Raw genomic sequence first — 16,999 nt, 5'->3', positions numbered from 1 at the left:
TACAGATTTCCTCAGGTACCTACCGCCTCTCGGCATGGGCTGCTCGTAAGCGCTAAAGCGCTAACGATCACCGACACGCCAGACAAGACAATGGTGGGTCTGGTTGGATTCGAACCAACGACCCCCGCCTTATCAAGACGGTGCTCTAACCGACTGAGCTACAGACCCCTGAGTCTGTCTTTAATTTACAGCCGATAAGCGTGAGCGCTCAACTTTGCGAGAAGCTCTGGAAAGGAGGTGATCCAGCCGCACCTTCCGATACGGCTACCTTGTTACGACTTCACCCCAGTCATGAATCCTACCGTGGTGACCGTCCTCCTTGCGGTTAGACTAGCCACTTCTGGTAAAACCCACTCCCATGGTGTGACGGGCGGTGTGTACAAGACCCGGGAACGTATTCACCGCGGCATGCTGATCCGCGATTACTAGCGATTCCAGCTTCATGCACTCGAGTTGCAGAGTGCAATCCGGACTACGATCGGTTTTCTGGGATTAGCTCCCCCTCGCGGGTTGGCAACCCTCTGTTCCGACCATTGTATGACGTGTGAAGCCCTACCCATAAGGGCCATGAGGACTTGACGTCATCCCCACCTTCCTCCGGTTTGTCACCGGCAGTCTCCTTAGAGTGCTCTTGCGTAGCAACTAAGGACAAGGGTTGCGCTCGTTGCGGGACTTAACCCAACATCTCACGACACGAGCTGACGACAGCCATGCAGCACCTGTGCGCCGGTTCTCTTTCGAGCACTCCCGCCTCTCAGCAGGATTCCGACCATGTCAAGGGTAGGTAAGGTTTTTCGCGTTGCATCGAATTAATCCACATCATCCACCGCTTGTGCGGGTCCCCGTCAATTCCTTTGAGTTTTAATCTTGCGACCGTACTCCCCAGGCGGTCAACTTCACGCGTTAGCTACGTTACTAAGGAAATGAATCCCCAACAACTAGTTGACATCGTTTAGGGCGTGGACTACCAGGGTATCTAATCCTGTTTGCTCCCCACGCTTTCGTGCATGAGCGTCAGTATTGGCCCAGGGGGCTGCCTTCGCCATCGGTATTCCTCCACATCTCTACGCATTTCACTGCTACACGTGGAATTCTACCCCCCTCTGCCATACTCTAGCCTGCCAGTCACCAATGCAGTTCCCAGGTTGAGCCCGGGGATTTCACATCGGTCTTAGCAAACCGCCTGCGCACGCTTTACGCCCAGTAATTCCGATTAACGCTCGCACCCTACGTATTACCGCGGCTGCTGGCACGTAGTTAGCCGGTGCTTATTCTTCCGGTACCGTCATCCCCCGGCTGTATTAGAACCAAGGATTTCTTTCCGGACAAAAGTGCTTTACAACCCGAAGGCCTTCTTCACACACGCGGCATTGCTGGATCAGGCTTTCGCCCATTGTCCAAAATTCCCCACTGCTGCCTCCCGTAGGAGTCTGGGCCGTGTCTCAGTCCCAGTGTGGCTGGTCGTCCTCTCAGACCAGCTACTGATCGTCGCCTTGGTAGGCCTTTACCCCACCAACTAGCTAATCAGCCATCGGCCAACCCTATAGCGCGAGGCCCGAAGGTCCCCCGCTTTCATCCGTAGATCGTATGCGGTATTAATCCGGCTTTCGCCGGGCTATCCCCCACTACAGGACATGTTCCGATGTATTACTCACCCGTTCGCCACTCGCCACCAGGTGCAAGCACCCGTGCTGCCGTTCGACTTGCATGTGTAAGGCATGCCGCCAGCGTTCAATCTGAGCCAGGATCAAACTCTTCAGTTTAAACCTGTTACTGTTTTCGGTTCGGTTAAGAACCGGTCGCTCACTCAAAGCTGACAGGAATATGAATCACTTCATAAACCTGACTTACTTTAGTGTGAGACTCTTGATACTTTCGCTATCTGATCCGAGGATCAGCTCGCTTCCATCAAGCGCCCACACTTATCGGCTGTTAATTTTTAAAGAGCATTTCTGCGAGAAACCTTCTGTTTCCCGGCAGCGCTGCGTTTTCAGCAGCAGAGAAGCGAGATTATGAACCGTCTTTCTTCGCTCGTCAACAACTTTCTGAACTGCTTCGTTGCGACCGCGAGGGGTTCACCTTCGTGTGCGCCGGGGCTCTTGCAACCTCCCTCGACAGCACCGCTTCCCTTTCCTCCCGCGCCGCGTTTCCGTTAGCGCGAAAGAGGCGTGATTCTAAGCACCCGCCCCTGCCGACGCAACCCCTTTGTGAAAATATTTTGAAAAAGCCCCCGGGCGCTGTCGCGCACCGGGGCTTGGAAGTTCAACGGACTACGCACCGCCGGCGATCCTGATGCAGCTGGCGCTGGTCGCACTCCCTCTCTCTATATATATGTACTGGGCGATTTCACTTGCCGCCAACCGCGGCGTGCAGTTGCTCAATCGGCACCGCCTCAGCCATCGCCGTGTAGCCGGCGTCGCTCGGGTGAATGCCGTCACCGCTGTCGTATCGGCGCAGCAGCACGCTCGGGCGTGCCGGGTCGCGCAGCACGGCGTCGAAGTCGACCACACCGTCGAACCCGCCGCCGCTCCGAATCCACCGGTTCACCTCGAGCCGGATCGCCTCGCGACCGGCCGGCAATGCGGCAGGCGTAAGCGTTGCACCGAACACTTTCACGCCCTGGCGGTGCGCGGCCTCGATCAACCGGCGGTAGCCGTCGATCAACGATGCGGCCGTGACCTGCGTATGCGGGCTGTCACAATCGAGCCCCGCCCGCGGCGGCATCGCCGCGAAGTTGATGTCGTTGATGCCGATCAGCACGATGGCCGTCTTCACCCCCGCGCGCGAAAGCGCATCGCGCTCGAACCGCGACGCGAGCGACGTGCCGTAGCACGCCGAATCGCTGAGCAGCCGGTTGCCGCTGATCCCGAGATTCACCACGCCGAGCGTATTCGAACCTGCCACGGTCAGCCGGAGCGCCAGCGCGTCCGGCCAGCGACGGTTGCGGTTCAGGCTGGAGCGCAGCCCGTCGGTGATCGAATCCCCGATCGCCGCGACACTCGCCCGCGCGGCACCGGCCTCGACGGCCAATTCGGTCACCCACGCATACTGGGTAAAGCGCGTGCGGAATGCGCCGGCACCCGGGTCGTTCACGTGATCGCCCGGCGCCGATACGTAATTGAACTGGTTCGACACACGGTGCCACACGGTCATCCGCTGGTTCGCCCCCATCCGCAGGCTGATCGCATACGGCCGCCCGGCAGTCACGTCGATCGTCACCGGGTCGCTTTCGAGTTCCTGGCCCGGCGCGAGCGTCACCGACGCCTTGCCGCCGAAGCGCACGGCCCTGCTCGCCCCATCGGCAAGCGCCGCGCCGTCGCCCGCGCGTGCAAGGCCAGCCGCTTCGATCACCAACGGCGCACGACCATATGCATTGCTCACGCGAATCCGCGCGGCATGTCCCGATACGGTCGGATAGACGATCTGCCGAACGGTCCGCCCGGCCACGTCGGGCGCACGATAGAGCGGCGGCGGCGCAGCCAGGTCGGGAATCGGCTGCAACGCCGTCGCCCACGCGGCGACCCAACCGGCCTGGGCGGCCGAGGCCGAGGCCGAGGCCGCGAGCGGCGACAGGAACATGGACGCGCCCAGCACGGTCGCGACGAAACTGCTTCGAAATGACATCGGCGAAATCCTCATCGGAAAGCGGGCATTGTGCCGCAGAAGGCTCCGATCTCACGCGCGGAACCGCCTTCGCGTGCAGCGATCGAGCCCCCACGCCTCTCGTTTACCCGAGTCTCCCCGCAAATCCAACAAGAAATTTATTAACCGACCGGTCGGTTGGTTTATACTTCGCACACATTCAACCGGACGGGAATCTCCGCCATGTACACGCAATCCCTCGACATCCCCGGCAACGTCGCGCCGCTCGACGCCACAGCCGAGTCGCCCGAGCAGGCGCGGTTCGACGCGGTCATGGCCGCGGACGGCAAGATCGAACCGCAGGACTGGATGCCCGACGCCTATCGCAAGACGCTGGTCCGCCAGATCTCGCAGCATGCGCACTCGGAAGTGGTCGGCATGCTGCCGGAAGGCAACTGGATCTCGCGCGCGCCGAGCCTGAAGCGCAAGGCGATCCTGCTCGCGAAAGTCCAGGACGAAGCCGGCCACGGCCTCTATCTATATAGCGCGGCCGAAACGCTCGGCGTATCGCGCGATTCGCTGATCGACGCGCTGCACGCCGGCAAGGCGAAATACTCGAGCATCTTCAACTACCCGACGCCGACCTGGGCCGACGTCGGCGTGATCGGCTGGCTCGTCGACGGCGCCGCGATCATGAACCAGATCCCGCTGTGCCGCTGCACGTACGGCCCGTACGCGCGCGCGATGATCCGCGTGTGCAAGGAAGAATCGTTCCACCAGCGCCAGGGTTTCGATGCGTTGCTGTCGATGATGAAGGGCACCGACGCGCAGCGCGCGATGGTCCAGCAGGCCGTGAACCGCTGGTGGTGGCCGGTGCTGATGATGTTCGGCCCGAGCGACGCCGATTCTGTCCACAGCAGCCAGTCGGCGAAATGGGGCATCAAGCGGATCTCGAACGACGACCTGCGGCAGAAGTTCGTCGACGCGACGGTCGACCAGGCGAAGGTCCTCGGCGTGACGCTGCCCGACCCGGACCTGAAATGGAACGACGCGCGCGGCCACCACGACTACGGCGCGATCGACTGGGATGAATTCTGGCGCGTCGTCAACGGCGACGGCCCTTGCAACAAGGAACGCCTCGCGACCCGCGTGAAGGCGCACGACGACGGCGCGTGGGTACGCGAAGCCGCACTCGCGCACGAAGCGAAGCGCCGCGCCCGCGCCGAACAGCACGCCGCCTGAGCGGCAACCATCGAATACAGGATTCAGGAGAGAGTGATGAACAAGGAATGGCCGATCTGGGAAGTGTTCGTGCGCAGCAAGCAGGGGCTCGACCACAAGCATTGCGGCAGCCTGCACGCGTCCGACGCGTCGATGGCGCTGCGCATGGCGCGCGACGTCTACACGCGCCGCCAGGAAGGCGTGAGCATCTGGGTGGTGCCGTCGTCGGCGATCACCGCGTCGGATCCGGCCGAGAAGGCCGAGCTGTTCGAACCGGCGGGAGACAAGATCTACCGTCACCCGACGTTCTACACGCTGCCCGACGAAGTCAACCACATGTAACGCCCGCGCCATGACGATCACGCCCGAACACCTCTCCTACGTGCTGCGCCTTGCGGACAACGCGCTGACCCTCGGTCAGCGCAACGCCGAATGGTGCGGCCACGGCCCGATCCTCGAGGAAGACATCGCGCTCACCAACATGAGCCTCGACCTCATCGGCCAGGCCCGCATGCTGTATACGCACGCAGCCGAACTCGAGCGCCAGCTCAACGGCGCGGCGAAGACGGAAGACGATTACGCGTACTTCCGCACCGAGCGCGAATTCGCGAACTTCACGCTCGCCGAGCTGCCGCACTACGGCCCGATCGCCGGCACCGCGCACGCCGACAAGGACTACGCGGTGACGATCGCGCGCAACTTCCTCTACGCGACGCTGATGCTGCACGTGTGGACGGCGCTCGAAACGTCGACGGACGCGCACCTCGCCGCGATCGCCGCGAAATCGGTGAAGGAGACCCGCTATCACGTGCAGCACGCGCGCGAATGGCTGGTGCGCCTCGGCGACGGCACCGACGAATCGCATCGCCGCGCGCAGGCCGCGCTCGATTACCTGATTCCGTACACGCGCGAATTCTTCGCGGCCGATGCAATCGACGACACGGTCGCCGCACGGGGCATCGCCCCAGCACCGGCCGCGCTCGAAGCCGCGTGGCGCGCGGACGTGGACGATGCGCTCGCGGAAGCGACGCTCACCCTGCCGGCACCTGTCCAGCACGTGACGACCGGCAAGCAGGGCGAGCACTCCGAGCACATGGGCTACCTGCTCGCGGAAATGCAGAGCCTCGCGCGCCAGCACCCCGGCGCGAGCTGGTAACCGGCCGAGCCAACGGAGCCCGACGATGTCCGTCCAGACCGCCACACCCGCCGACGCCACGCCCGCCGCGCACCGCAACGATCCGTTGCTCGCGCGTGCGTGGGACGTGCTCGAAGCAGTGCCCGATCCGGAAATCCCGGTCGTGTCGATCCGCGAGCTCGGCATCCTGCGCGACGTCCGTCGCGCGGACGACGGCCTGCTCGAAGTCGTGATCACGCCGACCTACTCCGGCTGTCCGGCCATGTCGCAGATCGCCGAGGACATCGCCGCCGCGCTGCAGGCCGCCGAGCTGCCGCCGCACCGGATCGAGACGGTGCTCGCACCGGCGTGGACGACCGACTGGATCACGCAGGAAGCGCGCGAGAAGCTGCGCGCCTATGGCATCGCGCCGCCCGTCGGTCAATGCGGCAGCGCCGCGCCACGGGAAACCGTCGTGCGTTTCGTGCCGCGGCCAGTCGCGGCGCCCGTTTGCCCGCGCTGCGGCTCCGCGCGCACCGAGCGCCTCGCGCAATTCGCGTCCACGGCCTGCAAGGCGCTGTATCGCTGCGTCGACTGCCGCGAACCCTTCGACTACTTCAAACCCTATTGATCATGGCGACTCCGCAATTTCACCCGCTGCGTATCCGCGACGTGCGCCCCGAGACCGCCGACGCCGTTACCGTCTCCTTCGACGTGCCGCCGGAGCTGCGCGATGCGTTCCGCTTCACGCAGGGCCAGTTCGTCACGCTGAAGACCCATATCGACGGCGAGGAAACGCGCCGCTCGTACTCGATCTGTGTCGGCACGACCGACTACGACCGCGACGGCGAGCTGCGCATCGGCATCAAGCGCGTGCGCGGCGGCCGTTTCTCGAACTTCGCGTTCGACACGCTGAAGCCCGGCCATACGATCGACGTGATGACGCCGGACGGCCGCTTCTTCACGCACCTGAACGCCGATCACGGCAAGCAGTACGTCGCGTTCTCCGGCGGCTCGGGCATCACGCCGGTGCTCGCGATCGTGAAGACGACGCTCGAACTCGAACCGCGCAGCACGTTCACGCTGATCTACGGCAACCGCAGCGTCGACGCGATCATGTTCGCGGAGGAGCTCGAGGACCTGAAGAACCGCTACATGGACCGCTTCGTCCTGTATCACGTGCTGTCGGACGACCAGCAGGACGTCGAGCTGTTCAATGGCGTCCTCGACCAGGCGAAATGCGCGGAATTCCTCGCCACGCTGATGCCCGCCGACGCGATCGACGAAGCGTTCATCTGCGGCCCCGCACCGATGATGGACGCAGCCGAAGCCGCGCTGAAAGCGGCCGGCGTGCCGCAGGCGAAGGTCCATGTCGAACGCTTCGGCACACCGCTGCCGCAGGCCGGCGCCCCCGTCGTCGAGATCACCGACACGACGCCGGCCGCGGACCTCGAAATCGTGCTCGACGGCAAGAAGCGCAAGCTGCGTCTGCCGTACGAAGGCGTGAGCCTGCTCGACGTCGGCCTGCGAGCGGGCCTCGCGCTGCCCTACGCTTGCAAGGGCGGCGTGTGCTGCACGTGCCGGGCGAAGGTGGTCGAAGGCGAAGTGCGGATGGAAAAGAACTACACGCTCGAGGAACACGAAGTGAAGGACGGCTTCGTGCTCACGTGCCAGTGCCACCCGATCAGCGACAAGGTCGTCGTAAGCTTCGACGAGCGTTGAGCGGCGTCGGACCGGCGCGGCGTGCCGGTTTCTCGTCGTCACACATCTCGCTTACACTAGGGGCCGCCGGCCGGCTGGACGTCATCGCGTCCGCCCGTCCGGCGGTTTTCTTTTGTTCGATGACAGGCCGATGAGTACCATTCACGTGATTCAGGGCGGCACCGCCGCCGCGTCGTTGCGCGAGGCGCTCGCGCAAGCCGGACGCGACGAGCGCGTCGTCGGATTGCTCGACGATCTCGCGGTCGGGCCGCTGAAGGGCGCCGACGAGACGCCCGACACGCGCGCCGCCTTCTGGCAGCGCGTGCTCGGCGATCAGATTCCCGATTGGAATGCGGAAATCCAGGGCGAGTTCGCCCGCCTCGACCAGCTCGCGATGGACACGGGGCAGGTGGTGGTCTGGCACGCGCCGAGCGTCGGCGACAAGCTGCTGCTGCGCCGCGTCGCCTATCACCTGCGCAACGTGCCGCAGCGCCTGAACGAGGTGCGGTTGTCGGCCGCCGACCTCGACGCACCGCAGCGCGCAGCGCTGACCCGCACCGACCAGGCCTGTTCGACCGGGATGTTCTCGCCGGCGGCGCTCGCGCGCAAACGGCCGATGGCCGCGCCGGTCTCGGTGCTGCGCATCGGCCGCCTCGCGCTCGAATGGCAGGAGGCCAAGCACCTGAATGCCGAATTGCGCTACTGGGTGAGCAACACGATCAAGAGCGGCCAGTACGCCGACCTCGACGCGCTGATCGCAGCGCACACGGAAACCGGCTGGCAACCCGCACGGCGCGTGGTCGGCGGCATCATGGCCGGCGCCGACCGCGGCGGGCTGTTCGTCAGCGACTCGATCGCCTGGTGGCGCTGCCGCGAACTCGCGGCAGCCGGCCGGCTCGAGCTGCAGGACGACGCGCCGGCCGCCCTCTCTTTCACGCAGGTACGCGCGCCCGCCGCGCCCCGCTAACGCTACTCTTTCGCATTCCACCATGGCCCGTACCCGAGCGCCCGACCACGAATCCCAGCGCGAGCAGATCCTCGATCTCGCCGCCGAGAAATTCGCGCAAACGAGCTATCCGAGCACGTCGATGTCCGATCTCGCGACCGCGAGCGGCACGTCGAAGGCGCGGCTCTATCACTATTACGAGAGCAAGGAAGCGATCCTGTTCGACCTGCTCGACCGCTACACGAAACGATTGATGCTGATCATCGCCGAGGTCGAAGGCGCCAGCCAGCGGCGCGGCCTCACCGAGCGCGACGCGTTCGCCGAACTGGTGCGGGCGTTCCTCGCCGAGTACGAGACGTCGCACAGCCGCCACGTCGCGCTGCTCAACGACGTGAAGTATCTGGAGGATGCGCAGCGCGAAATCGTGCTGGATCGCCAGCGCGACATCGTCGCGGCCTTCGCGCGCCAGCTCGCACGCGCCTATCCGGACCGCATCTCCAAGGAAAACCAGACGTCGGTCACGATGATGGTGTTCGGGATGATCAACTGGACGTTCACGTGGCTCAAGCCCGGCGGCCGCCTCGGCTACCGCGACTTCGCCGAACAGGTGATCGACCTGATGGAGCGCGGGCTGTCGCCGGGCGCGTGATTGCCGCGCAGCAGCAAGCGTTGCGCGGCGGGCACACCGCGACGAGCCGCCGCGCATTTCATATGATTAATTTTTAATCCGTTAAAAATCAAACAGATAGCAAATGAACTAAGCGGATTTAGAATTTCCCCTCGGCACAAATAACGTCAAATACGGGTTTTCCCCAACCCCGCTCGGGTAAAATGCGCTGCGTCGCACAACACACTTGTGCAGCAACACACTGAGGAACCCACGATGAACACGCAATCCAACCGCCGTGCCGATGCCGTCGGCCACGCCGGTACTGCGCCGGTTCTCGTCAGGGAACTGGCTTCCAAAGACCGTGAGCGCATGCTCACCCACTTTCTCTCGCTCGACGAAGAGGACCGCCTGCTGCGCTTCGGCCAGATGGTGCCCGACCACGTGATCGAGAACTATGTCCGCACCATCGACTTCGGGCGCGACACCGTGTTCGGCGTGTTCGACCATGCGCTCGAACTGATCGGCGTCGGCCACCTGGCGTACCTGCCGGTCGAAGGCGACAAGCGCACGGCGGAATTCGGCGTGTCGGTGCTCGAAAGCGCCCGCGGCCGCGGCGTCGGCTCGAAGCTGTTCGAGCGCGCGGCGATCCGCAGCCGCAACACCCGCGTGACGATGCTGTACATGCATTGCCTGTCGCGCAACGCGACGATGATGCACATCGCGAAGAAGTCCGGAATGCGGATCGAATACGCGTACGGCGAAGCCGATGCGTATCTGTCGCTGCCGCCGGCCGACCACTCGACGATCCTCGCCGAGATGCTGCAGGAACAGGCCGCGGTGTTCGACTATGCGCTCAAGCGCCAGGCGCACCGTACGTCGAAGTTCATCGAATCGCTGATGCCCGCCTGATACCGGGGCTGAATCGTCCACCTCAAGTACCGACGCGCTGCCGTTGCAGCCTGCGAAAGGGGCTCGCCCCTTTCGCGCTTCACGCGTCCGACGGCTGCCGACGTCATCGTCACCCCATTCCCTCACCGATACGGCCGCCCATTGGCGGCCGACATCGCGGCATGTTTCCCGCTCTCCCGGTTCAGCGTCCGCTGGCGGTGCAGTTCAAGCTCGTCTGTCGCTGGACAGTGCCCACTCAGAAGAACATTCACTTTCGTACCCATCCCATTGATCTCTCAGCGCCTGTCGATAGATGATCAGTCGCTTATTTCATTCGGCGAAAGGTCGACGTGAGAGGCTGTCTACCCTGGTTTTTCCATACTCCATCGAACCGATTTTCGCGAGGTTGGAGATGACAATGAAAACCGCGCTGTACGCATGGCTGAACGGCTATCAGCGCATGCTGTCGTTTCGTGGCCGGGAGCGACGCCGGGATTTCCTGTGCTTCCTGGTCGGCCATTACCCGCTCTTTTACCTTCTGGTCACGCTGATCAAATGGTCACAGAATCGGCTTTCCGCCGACGCAACGCTAACGTCATTCCTGCTGTTCTGCGCCGGGCTCGCTTCACTATGCGCGACCCTGGCCTATAACGTCAGGCGCCTGCACGACAGCAATCGCTCCGGCCTGCTGTGCATCGGCTACTTCCTGTTGGCAGCCCCCATTGTGATCCTCGTGTCGCTGTGGCTCGCGCCCCGCAACGCCGGTAACCGATACGGCCTCGATCCGCGCCGCCTGCGCGCGTAGCCCCGGGCGGTACGGCAAGCCGGCCTGTCTCTACATCACGCGTTGCCCGTCAGCGAATCGGCAACGCCGTCGTCTCTTTGAAGCACTCGAGCGAAAAGCTCGTCTTCACGTCGATCACCGACGGGTGGTGCAGCAAATGCTCCTGCACGAAGCGGGAGAAGTGCGCCATGTCCTCGACCTGCACGCGCAGCAGGTAATCCATGTCGCCCGTCATCGCATGACACGCGACCACTTCCGGCCAGGCCTGCACGGCCGCGCGGAACAGTTCCGCATGGGTCGCGCCCGCGCGCGCCGACGTCTCGTCGGCACGGACCGGCGCCAGGCCGCCGCGCTTCTCGAGCCGCACGCTCACATAGGCGAGCAGGTCGAGCCCGAGCTTCTGCGGATCGAGCAGCGCGACGTAGCCGGTGATCACGCCGATTTCCTCGAGCCGGCGGATCCGCCGCAGGCACGGGCTCGGCGACAGGCTCACGCGCTCGGCGATCTCCTGGTTCGACAGGCGGCCGTTCTCCTGGAGAATCGCGAGAATCCGCCGGTCGATGGCATCCAATTCGGCTTGCGCCATTTTCTGCCCTCCGATGATTATTTCGAGACTTGAAATTGCGTCATCGTAGGCACGGACAATTAAGTTCGCAAGTTTACGCTCCCCCCTGCCCGCTACACTTTGTCGCATGGAGCGATGCGTGGCGCGCGCCGCGCCACGCATCACCTTCGACTTGAAACCGGCCGGGTTCCCCACCTCGCCCCGGCCGCTCGCACAGCACACAGGAGACACGGCATGCAGATCCCCAACTGGGAGAATCCCGTCGGCACCGACGGCTTCGAATTCATCGAATACACCGCACCGGATCCGAAAGCGCTCGGACAGCTGTTCGAGCGGATGGGTTTCACCGCGATCGCACGCCATCGCCACAAGGACGTGACGGTCTACCGCCAGGGCGACATCAACTTCATCATCAACGCCGAACCCGATTCGTTCGCACAACGCTTCGCGCGCCTGCACGGCCCGTCGATCTGCGCGATCGCGTTCCGCGTGCAGGACGCCGCGAAGGCGTACAAGCACGCGCTCGACCTCGGCGCGTGGGGCTTCGACAACAAGACCGGCCCGATGGAGCTGAACATCCCGGCGATCAAGGGCATCGGCGATTCGCTGATCTATTTCGTCGACCGCTGGCGCGGCAAGAACGGCGCGCAGCCGGGTGCGATCGGCGACATCTCCATCTATGACGTCGACTTCGAGCCGATCGCCGGCGCGAATCCGAACCCCGTCGGCCACGGCCTCACCTATATCGACCACCTGACGCACAACGTGCATCGCGGCCGCATGCAGGAATGGGCCGAGTTCTACGAGCGCCTGTTCAACTTCCGCGAAGTGCGCTACTTCGACATCGAAGGCAAGGTCACGGGCGTGAAGTCGAAGGCGATGACGTCGCCGTGCGGCAAGATCCGGATCCCGATCAACGAGGAAGGCTCGGACACGGCCGGCCAGATCCAGGAATACCTCGACGCGTACCACGGCGAAGGCATCCAGCACATCGCGCTCGGCACGAACGACATCTACCGCGCGGTCGATGGCCTGCGCGGCAAGGAAGTGAAGCTGCTCGACACGATCGACACCTATTACGAGCTGGTCGACCGCCGCGTGCCGAACCACGGCGAATCGCTTGACGAGCTGAAGAAGCGCAAGATCCTGATCGACGGCGCCCGCGACGACCTGCTGCTGCAGATCTTCACCGAGAACCAGATCGGCCCGATCTTCTTCGAGATCATTCAGCGCAAGGGCAACCAGGGCTTCGGCGAAGGCAACTTCAAGGCGCTGTTCGAATCGATCGAGCTCGACCAGATCCGCCGCGGCGTGGTCCAGGACAAGGCCTGACGCTCACCGCCGCGCGCATATCGGCGGCACAAGAAAAAAGGGCGGGAATCTTGCGATTCCCGCCCTTTTGTCGTTCTGCGCGTTTCGGCGCGGCCCGGCGGCCGCGCGAACGGATCAACGCACGTTCGCCTTCGCTGCGATGGCGCGCTCGGCCGGCTGCGCGGCGGCGTCCTGCGCCGGCGCGATCTGACGCATCTGCGCGCCGGCTGCCGCCAGTGCGCTCGCGCCGCGCGCGTGCACCGGGCCGGTCATCGCGAAAAACGCCGCGGACACGATCAGGAAACTCTGGATATGACGTGTGTTCATTGCACCTCCTTAAAAACTGCCGGCGCCTCCCCGGTTGCGTCGAAACGGGCCGACGCGGCCGGGCACCTCCGGCAGGCCGACAAGATTAACGGCATTTGTACGAAGATGGGGCCGGCTTTACATGCTTTTACATGATGTAACGCATGGCGGCGCGCCGTTTTGTCGACGCGCGGTGGCCAATTGGCCGGTGGGCGACGGGTTTATCCCAGTGCTACCATCGCTTAAAACCGGCCAATATGCCGGCCACTGCCGAGACGTTCACAAGACGTCGACGCACTTGAAGCTTTGGTGATCCCAAACTGGGTGGAGGAGACTGTTCAATGAATGCCCCGCTAGACGCCGACCAACGCGCTTCGCTCGAAGCCGCGCTGAAGTCCGTCACGCTCGACGACAAATACACGCTCGAACGCGGCCGCGCGTACATGAGCGGCATCCAGGCGCTCGTGCGCCTGCCGATGCTCCAGCAGGAACGCGACCGCGCCGCCGGCCTCAACACGGCCGGCTTCATCTCCGGATATCGCGGTTCGCCGCTTGGCGGCCTCGACCTCTCGCTGTGGAAGGCCAAGCAGCACCTCGCCGCCCACCAGATCGTCTTCCAGCCCGGTCTCAACGAAGATCTCGCCGCCACCGCCGTGTGGGGCTCGCAGCAGGTGAACCTGTACCCCGGCGCGAAGTACGACGGCGTGTTCGGCATGTGGTACGGCAAGGGTCCGGGCGTCGACCGCACCGGTGACGTATTCAAGCACGCGAACTCGGCCGGCTCGTCGCCGCACGGCGGCGTGCTCGTGCTCGCCGGCGACGACCACGCGGCGAAATCGTCGACGCTCGCGCACCAGTCCGAACACATCTTCAAGGCCTGCGGGCTGCCGGTGCTGTTCCCCTCCAACGTGCAGGAATATCTCGACTTCGGCCTGCACGGCTGGGCGATGAGCCGCTACTCGGGCCTGTGGGTCGCACTCAAGTGCGTGACGGACGTGGTCGAATCGTCGGCGTCGGTCGACATCGACCCGCATCGCACCGAGATCGTGCTGCCGACCGACTTCATCCTGCCGGAAGGCGGCCTGAACATCCGCTGGCCCGACCCGCCGCTCGTGCAGGAAGCGCGGCTGCTGGACTACAAGTGGTACGCGGCGCTCGCCTATGTGCGCGCGAACAAGCTCGACCGGATCGAGATCGACTCGCCAACCGCGCGCTTCGGGATCATGACGGGCGGCAAGGCATACCTCGACGTGCGCCAGGCGCTGAGCGACCTCGGCCTCGACGACGAAACCTGCGCCCGGATCGGCATCCGCCTCTACAAGGTCGGCTGCGTATGGCCGCTCGAGGCGCAAGGCGCGCAAGCATTCGCGCGCGGCCTCGACGAAATCCTCGTCGTCGAGGAAAAGCGTCAGATCCTCGAATACGCGATCAAGGAAGAGCTGTACAACTGGCCCGATGCGCAGCGCCCGCGCGTATTCGGCAAGTTCGACGAGAAGGACGGCGCCGGCGGCGAATGGTCGGTGCCGATGGGCAACTGGCTGCTGCCCGCGCACTACGAACTGTCGCCCGCGATCATCGCGAAGGCGATCGCGACGCGCCTCGAGAAGTTCGAGCTGCCGTCCGACGTGCGCGCGCGCATCGCCGCGCGGCTCGCGGTGATCAACGCGAAGGAAATGGCGCTCGCGAAGCCGCACGTGCAGACCGAGCGCAAGCCGTGGTTCTGCTCGGGCTGCCCGCACAACACGTCGACCAACGTGCCGGAAGGCTCGCGCGCGATCGCCGGGATCGGCTGCCACTACATGACGGTGTGGATGGACCGCAGCACCAGCACCTTCAGCCAGATGGGCGGCGAAGGCGTGCCGTGGATCGGCCAGGCGCCGTTCACCGACGAAAAGCACGTGTTCGCGAACCTCGGCGACGGCACCTATTTCCACTCGGGCCTGCTGGCGGTGCGCGCGGCGATCTCGTCGAAGGCGAACATCACCTACAAGATCCTCTACAACGACGCCGTCGCAATGACGGGCGGCCAGCCGGTCGACGGCGTGCTGACGGTGCCGCAGATCACGCACCAGCTCGCGTCCGAAGGCGCGAAGAAGATCGTGATCGTCACCGATGAGCCGGAAAAGTACGACGACCAGAAGGCGCTGCTCGCGCCGGGCGTGACGATCCATCACCGCGACCAGCTCGACGACGTGCAGCGCGAGCTGCGCGAGATCGAAGGCACGACGATCCTGATCTACGACCAGACCTGCGCAACCGAGAAACGCCGCCGCCGCAAACGCGGCACGTATCCCGATCCGGCGAAGCGCGTCGTGATCAACGACGCGGTGTGCGAAGGCTGCGGCGACTGCTCGGTGCAGTCGAACTGCCTGTCGGTCGAGCCGCTCGAAACCGAATTCGGCACGAAGCGCCAGATCAACCAGTCGAGCTGCAACAAGGACTTCTCGTGCCTGAAGGGCTTCTGCCCGAGCTTCGTCACGGTCGAGGGCGGCCAGTTGAAGAAGCCGCAGGCCGTGTCGGTCGACGGCGGCGCGCTGCCGCCGATTCCGGAGCCGGCGCTGCCGGCGATCGATCGTGCATACGGCGTGCTCGTCACGGGCGTCGGCGGCACGGGCGTCGTCACGATCGGCGCGCTGCTCGGCATGGCCGCGCACCTGGAGAACAAGGGCGTGACCGTGCTCGACGTCACGGGCCTCGCGCAGAAAGGCGGCGCCGTGATGAGCCACGTACAGATCTCGCACGCGCCGACCGACATCCACGCGACGCGGATCGCGATGGGCGAAGCCGACCTCGTGATCGGCTGCGACGCGATCGTCACGGCCGGCGACGAATGCACGTCGCGGATGCGGCACGACACGACGCGCGTGGTCGTCAACAGCGCGCAGACGCCGACCGCCGAGTTCATCAAGAACCCGAACTGGGCGTTCCCGGGCGTGTCCGCCGAAAACGACATCCGCGCGGCGGCCGGCTCGGCCGTCGACTTCATCGATGCGAACCGCTTCGCGGTCGCGCTGCTCGGCGACGCGATCTACACGAACCCGTTCGTGCTCGGCTACGCGTGGCAGAAAGGCTGGCTGCCGCTGACGCTCGCGTCGCTCGAACGCGCGATCGAGCTGAACGCGGTATCGGTCGAGAAGAACCGGGCGGCGTTCGACTGGGGTCGCCGCGCCGCGCACGACCTCGCGAGCGTGAAGCAGGCTGCGGCCGGCGACGCGCGCCCCGTGCAGGGCGCGACGGTGATCGCGCTACACACGAAGAAGGCGGTCGACGCATTGATCGCGAAGCGCGTGGAGTTCCTCACCGCGTACCAGAACGCCGCGTACGCAGCGCGCTATGCTGCCTTCGTCGACCGCGTGCGGGCCGCCGAACGCGCGCTGGCGGACGGCGACGCCGTGCAGGAGCCGCTGACCGAAGCGGTCGCACGCAATCTGTTCAAGCTGATGGCGTACAAGGACGAATATGAGGTCGCGCGGCTGCAGTCCGATCCTGCGTTCCTCGCGCGCCTGTCGTCGCAGTTCGAAGGCGACTGGAAGCTGAAATTCCACCTCGCGCCGCCGCTGTTCGCGAAGACGGATGCACACGGCCATCTCGTGAAGAAGGCGTACGGCCCGTGGATGATGTCCGCGTTCCGGCTGCTCGCGAAGGCGAAGTTTCTGCGCGGCACCGGGCTCGACCCGTTCGGCCGCACCGAGGAGCGCCGCACCGAGCGCGCACTGATCGGCGAGTACGAAGCGCTGATCGGCGAAGTGACGGCCAAGCTGAACGCGGCCAACCGCCCGCTCGCGCTCGAGCTCGCGGCGCTGCCGGACGGCATTCGCGGCTATGGCCACGTGAAGGAGAACAACCTGCGCGCGGTGCGCCAGAAGTGGAACACGCTGCTCGCGCAGTGGCGTTCGCCGACGGCCGGGCAGACGAGCCAGCAGGTCGCGTAACGGTACACGGCGGGCGTTCGCGGTCGGGACGCCCGCCCC

General features: G+C 64.7%; 14 protein-coding genes, 1 tRNA gene and 1 rRNA gene. 11 read left to right on the top strand and 5 right to left on the bottom strand.

The window, feature by feature from the left end:
* Nucleotides 1-91: 91 nt before the first annotated feature.
* From FFI87_RS01365 to FFI87_RS01345, 3 genes are all read right to left on the bottom strand, one after another.
* A tRNA-Ile gene (locus FFI87_RS01365) sits at nucleotides 92-168 on the bottom strand.
* A 62-nt stretch (nucleotides 169-230) separates the two neighbouring features.
* Nucleotides 231-1,763: ribosomal RNA gene (locus FFI87_RS01360) — 16S ribosomal RNA — on the bottom strand.
* A gap of 583 nt (nucleotides 1,764-2,346) precedes the next feature.
* Nucleotides 2,347-3,624: an SGNH/GDSL hydrolase family protein gene (locus FFI87_RS01345; RefSeq protein WP_138848364.1), complete on the bottom strand. Its 1,278-nt coding sequence runs from the start codon at nucleotides 3,622-3,624 to the stop codon at nucleotides 2,347-2,349.
* Nucleotides 3,625-3,825: 201 nt separating this feature from the next.
* Between FFI87_RS01345 and paaA the strand changes: the two genes are divergently transcribed.
* From paaA to FFI87_RS01300, 9 genes are all read left to right on the top strand, one after another.
* Nucleotides 3,826-4,824, top strand: coding sequence for a 1,2-phenylacetyl-CoA epoxidase subunit PaaA (gene paaA / locus FFI87_RS01340; protein ID WP_138848365.1), 999 nt, complete (start codon nucleotides 3,826-3,828; stop codon nucleotides 4,822-4,824).
* Between the two features lie 36 nt (nucleotides 4,825-4,860).
* A complete protein-coding gene (gene paaB, locus FFI87_RS01335; RefSeq protein ID WP_012362886.1) occupies nucleotides 4,861-5,145 on the top strand; it encodes a 1,2-phenylacetyl-CoA epoxidase subunit PaaB in 285 nt (94 codons plus the stop codon).
* 10 nt (nucleotides 5,146-5,155) lie between these two features.
* Nucleotides 5,156-5,959: a 1,2-phenylacetyl-CoA epoxidase subunit PaaC gene (gene paaC / locus FFI87_RS01330; protein ID WP_138848366.1), complete on the top strand. Its 804-nt coding sequence runs from the start codon at nucleotides 5,156-5,158 to the stop codon at nucleotides 5,957-5,959.
* 25 nt (nucleotides 5,960-5,984) lie between these two features.
* The gene (gene paaD, locus FFI87_RS01325) at nucleotides 5,985-6,548 is read left to right on the top strand and encodes a 1,2-phenylacetyl-CoA epoxidase subunit PaaD (RefSeq protein ID WP_012362884.1); all 564 of its coding nucleotides are present in this window, start codon (nucleotides 5,985-5,987) and stop codon (nucleotides 6,546-6,548) included.
* 2 nt (nucleotides 6,549-6,550) lie between these two features.
* Nucleotides 6,551-7,639 (top strand): 1,2-phenylacetyl-CoA epoxidase subunit PaaE, encoded by a 1,089-nt coding sequence (gene paaE, locus FFI87_RS01320; protein ID WP_011655750.1) that lies wholly within the window; start codon nucleotides 6,551-6,553, stop codon nucleotides 7,637-7,639.
* A gap of 130 nt (nucleotides 7,640-7,769) precedes the next feature.
* Complete coding sequence (locus FFI87_RS01315) at nucleotides 7,770-8,585, top strand: DUF1835 domain-containing protein (RefSeq protein ID WP_138848367.1); 816 nt, start codon at nucleotides 7,770-7,772, stop codon at nucleotides 8,583-8,585.
* Between the two features lie 22 nt (nucleotides 8,586-8,607).
* A complete protein-coding gene (locus FFI87_RS01310) occupies nucleotides 8,608-9,213 on the top strand; it encodes a TetR/AcrR family transcriptional regulator (protein ID WP_012362882.1) in 606 nt (201 codons plus the stop codon).
* A 234-nt stretch (nucleotides 9,214-9,447) separates the two neighbouring features.
* Complete coding sequence (locus FFI87_RS01305; RefSeq protein WP_012362881.1) at nucleotides 9,448-10,083, top strand: GNAT family N-acetyltransferase; 636 nt, start codon at nucleotides 9,448-9,450, stop codon at nucleotides 10,081-10,083.
* Nucleotides 10,084-10,480: 397 nt separating this feature from the next.
* Nucleotides 10,481-10,867 carry a DUF805 domain-containing protein gene (locus FFI87_RS01300; RefSeq protein WP_186381712.1) on the top strand — a complete coding sequence of 129 codons (387 nt, stop codon included), beginning with the start codon at nucleotides 10,481-10,483 and terminating at the stop codon, nucleotides 10,865-10,867.
* A 49-nt stretch (nucleotides 10,868-10,916) separates the two neighbouring features.
* On the opposite strand, the gene FFI87_RS01295 is transcribed toward FFI87_RS01300, so the two are convergent.
* Nucleotides 10,917-11,432: an Lrp/AsnC family transcriptional regulator gene (locus FFI87_RS01295; RefSeq protein WP_138848369.1), complete on the bottom strand. Its 516-nt coding sequence runs from the start codon at nucleotides 11,430-11,432 to the stop codon at nucleotides 10,917-10,919.
* 213 nt (nucleotides 11,433-11,645) lie between these two features.
* On the opposite strand from FFI87_RS01295, the gene hppD reads away from it, so the two are divergent.
* Nucleotides 11,646-12,743 carry a 4-hydroxyphenylpyruvate dioxygenase gene (gene hppD / locus FFI87_RS01290; RefSeq protein ID WP_105832055.1) on the top strand — a complete coding sequence of 366 codons (1,098 nt, stop codon included), beginning with the start codon at nucleotides 11,646-11,648 and terminating at the stop codon, nucleotides 12,741-12,743.
* Nucleotides 12,744-12,857: 114 nt separating this feature from the next.
* On the opposite strand, the gene FFI87_RS01285 is transcribed toward hppD, so the two are convergent.
* Nucleotides 12,858-13,049, bottom strand: coding sequence for a hypothetical protein (locus tag FFI87_RS01285; protein ID WP_012362877.1), 192 nt, complete (start codon nucleotides 13,047-13,049; stop codon nucleotides 12,858-12,860).
* 320 nt (nucleotides 13,050-13,369) lie between these two features.
* On the opposite strand from FFI87_RS01285, the gene FFI87_RS01280 reads away from it, so the two are divergent.
* A complete protein-coding gene (locus FFI87_RS01280; protein ID WP_138848370.1) occupies nucleotides 13,370-16,960 on the top strand; it encodes an indolepyruvate ferredoxin oxidoreductase family protein in 3,591 nt (1,196 codons plus the stop codon).
* Nucleotides 16,961-16,999 lie beyond the last annotated feature (39 nt).

The organism is Burkholderia sp. KBS0801, from assembly GCF_005937855.2.
GTDB classification, from domain to species: domain Bacteria; phylum Pseudomonadota; class Gammaproteobacteria; order Burkholderiales; family Burkholderiaceae; genus Burkholderia; species Burkholderia ambifaria.
This window is presented reverse-complemented; position numbering and strand designations above follow the sequence as displayed.

What these genes read in the sequence shown, in the direction of transcription:
- paaE (WP_011655750.1), top strand. Translation starts at nt 6,551, where the DNA reads ATGGCGACTCCGCAATTTCACCCGCTGCGTATCCGCGACGTGCGCCCC.
- hppD (WP_105832055.1), top strand. Translation starts at nt 11,646, where the DNA reads ATGCAGATCCCCAACTGGGAGAATCCCGTCGGCACCGACGGCTTCGAA.
- FFI87_RS01310 (WP_012362882.1), top strand. Translation starts at nt 8,608, where the DNA reads ATGGCCCGTACCCGAGCGCCCGACCACGAATCCCAGCGCGAGCAGATC.
- FFI87_RS01345 (WP_138848364.1), bottom strand. Translation starts at nt 3,624, where the DNA reads ATGTCATTTCGAAGCAGTTTCGTCGCGACCGTGCTGGGCGCGTCCATG.
- paaA (WP_138848365.1), top strand. Translation starts at nt 3,826, where the DNA reads ATGTACACGCAATCCCTCGACATCCCCGGCAACGTCGCGCCGCTCGAC.
- FFI87_RS01305 (WP_012362881.1), top strand. Translation starts at nt 9,448, where the DNA reads ATGAACACGCAATCCAACCGCCGTGCCGATGCCGTCGGCCACGCCGGT.
- paaB (WP_012362886.1), top strand. Translation starts at nt 4,861, where the DNA reads ATGAACAAGGAATGGCCGATCTGGGAAGTGTTCGTGCGCAGCAAGCAG.
- FFI87_RS01285 (WP_012362877.1), bottom strand. Translation starts at nt 13,049, where the DNA reads ATGAACACACGTCATATCCAGAGTTTCCTGATCGTGTCCGCGGCGTTT.
- paaD (WP_012362884.1), top strand. Translation starts at nt 5,985, where the DNA reads ATGTCCGTCCAGACCGCCACACCCGCCGACGCCACGCCCGCCGCGCAC.
- FFI87_RS01315 (WP_138848367.1), top strand. Translation starts at nt 7,770, where the DNA reads ATGAGTACCATTCACGTGATTCAGGGCGGCACCGCCGCCGCGTCGTTG.
- FFI87_RS01280 (WP_138848370.1), top strand. Translation starts at nt 13,370, where the DNA reads ATGAATGCCCCGCTAGACGCCGACCAACGCGCTTCGCTCGAAGCCGCG.
- FFI87_RS01295 (WP_138848369.1), bottom strand. Translation starts at nt 11,432, where the DNA reads ATGGCGCAAGCCGAATTGGATGCCATCGACCGGCGGATTCTCGCGATT.
- FFI87_RS01300 (WP_186381712.1), top strand. Translation starts at nt 10,481, where the DNA reads ATGAAAACCGCGCTGTACGCATGGCTGAACGGCTATCAGCGCATGCTG.
- paaC (WP_138848366.1), top strand. Translation starts at nt 5,156, where the DNA reads ATGACGATCACGCCCGAACACCTCTCCTACGTGCTGCGCCTTGCGGAC.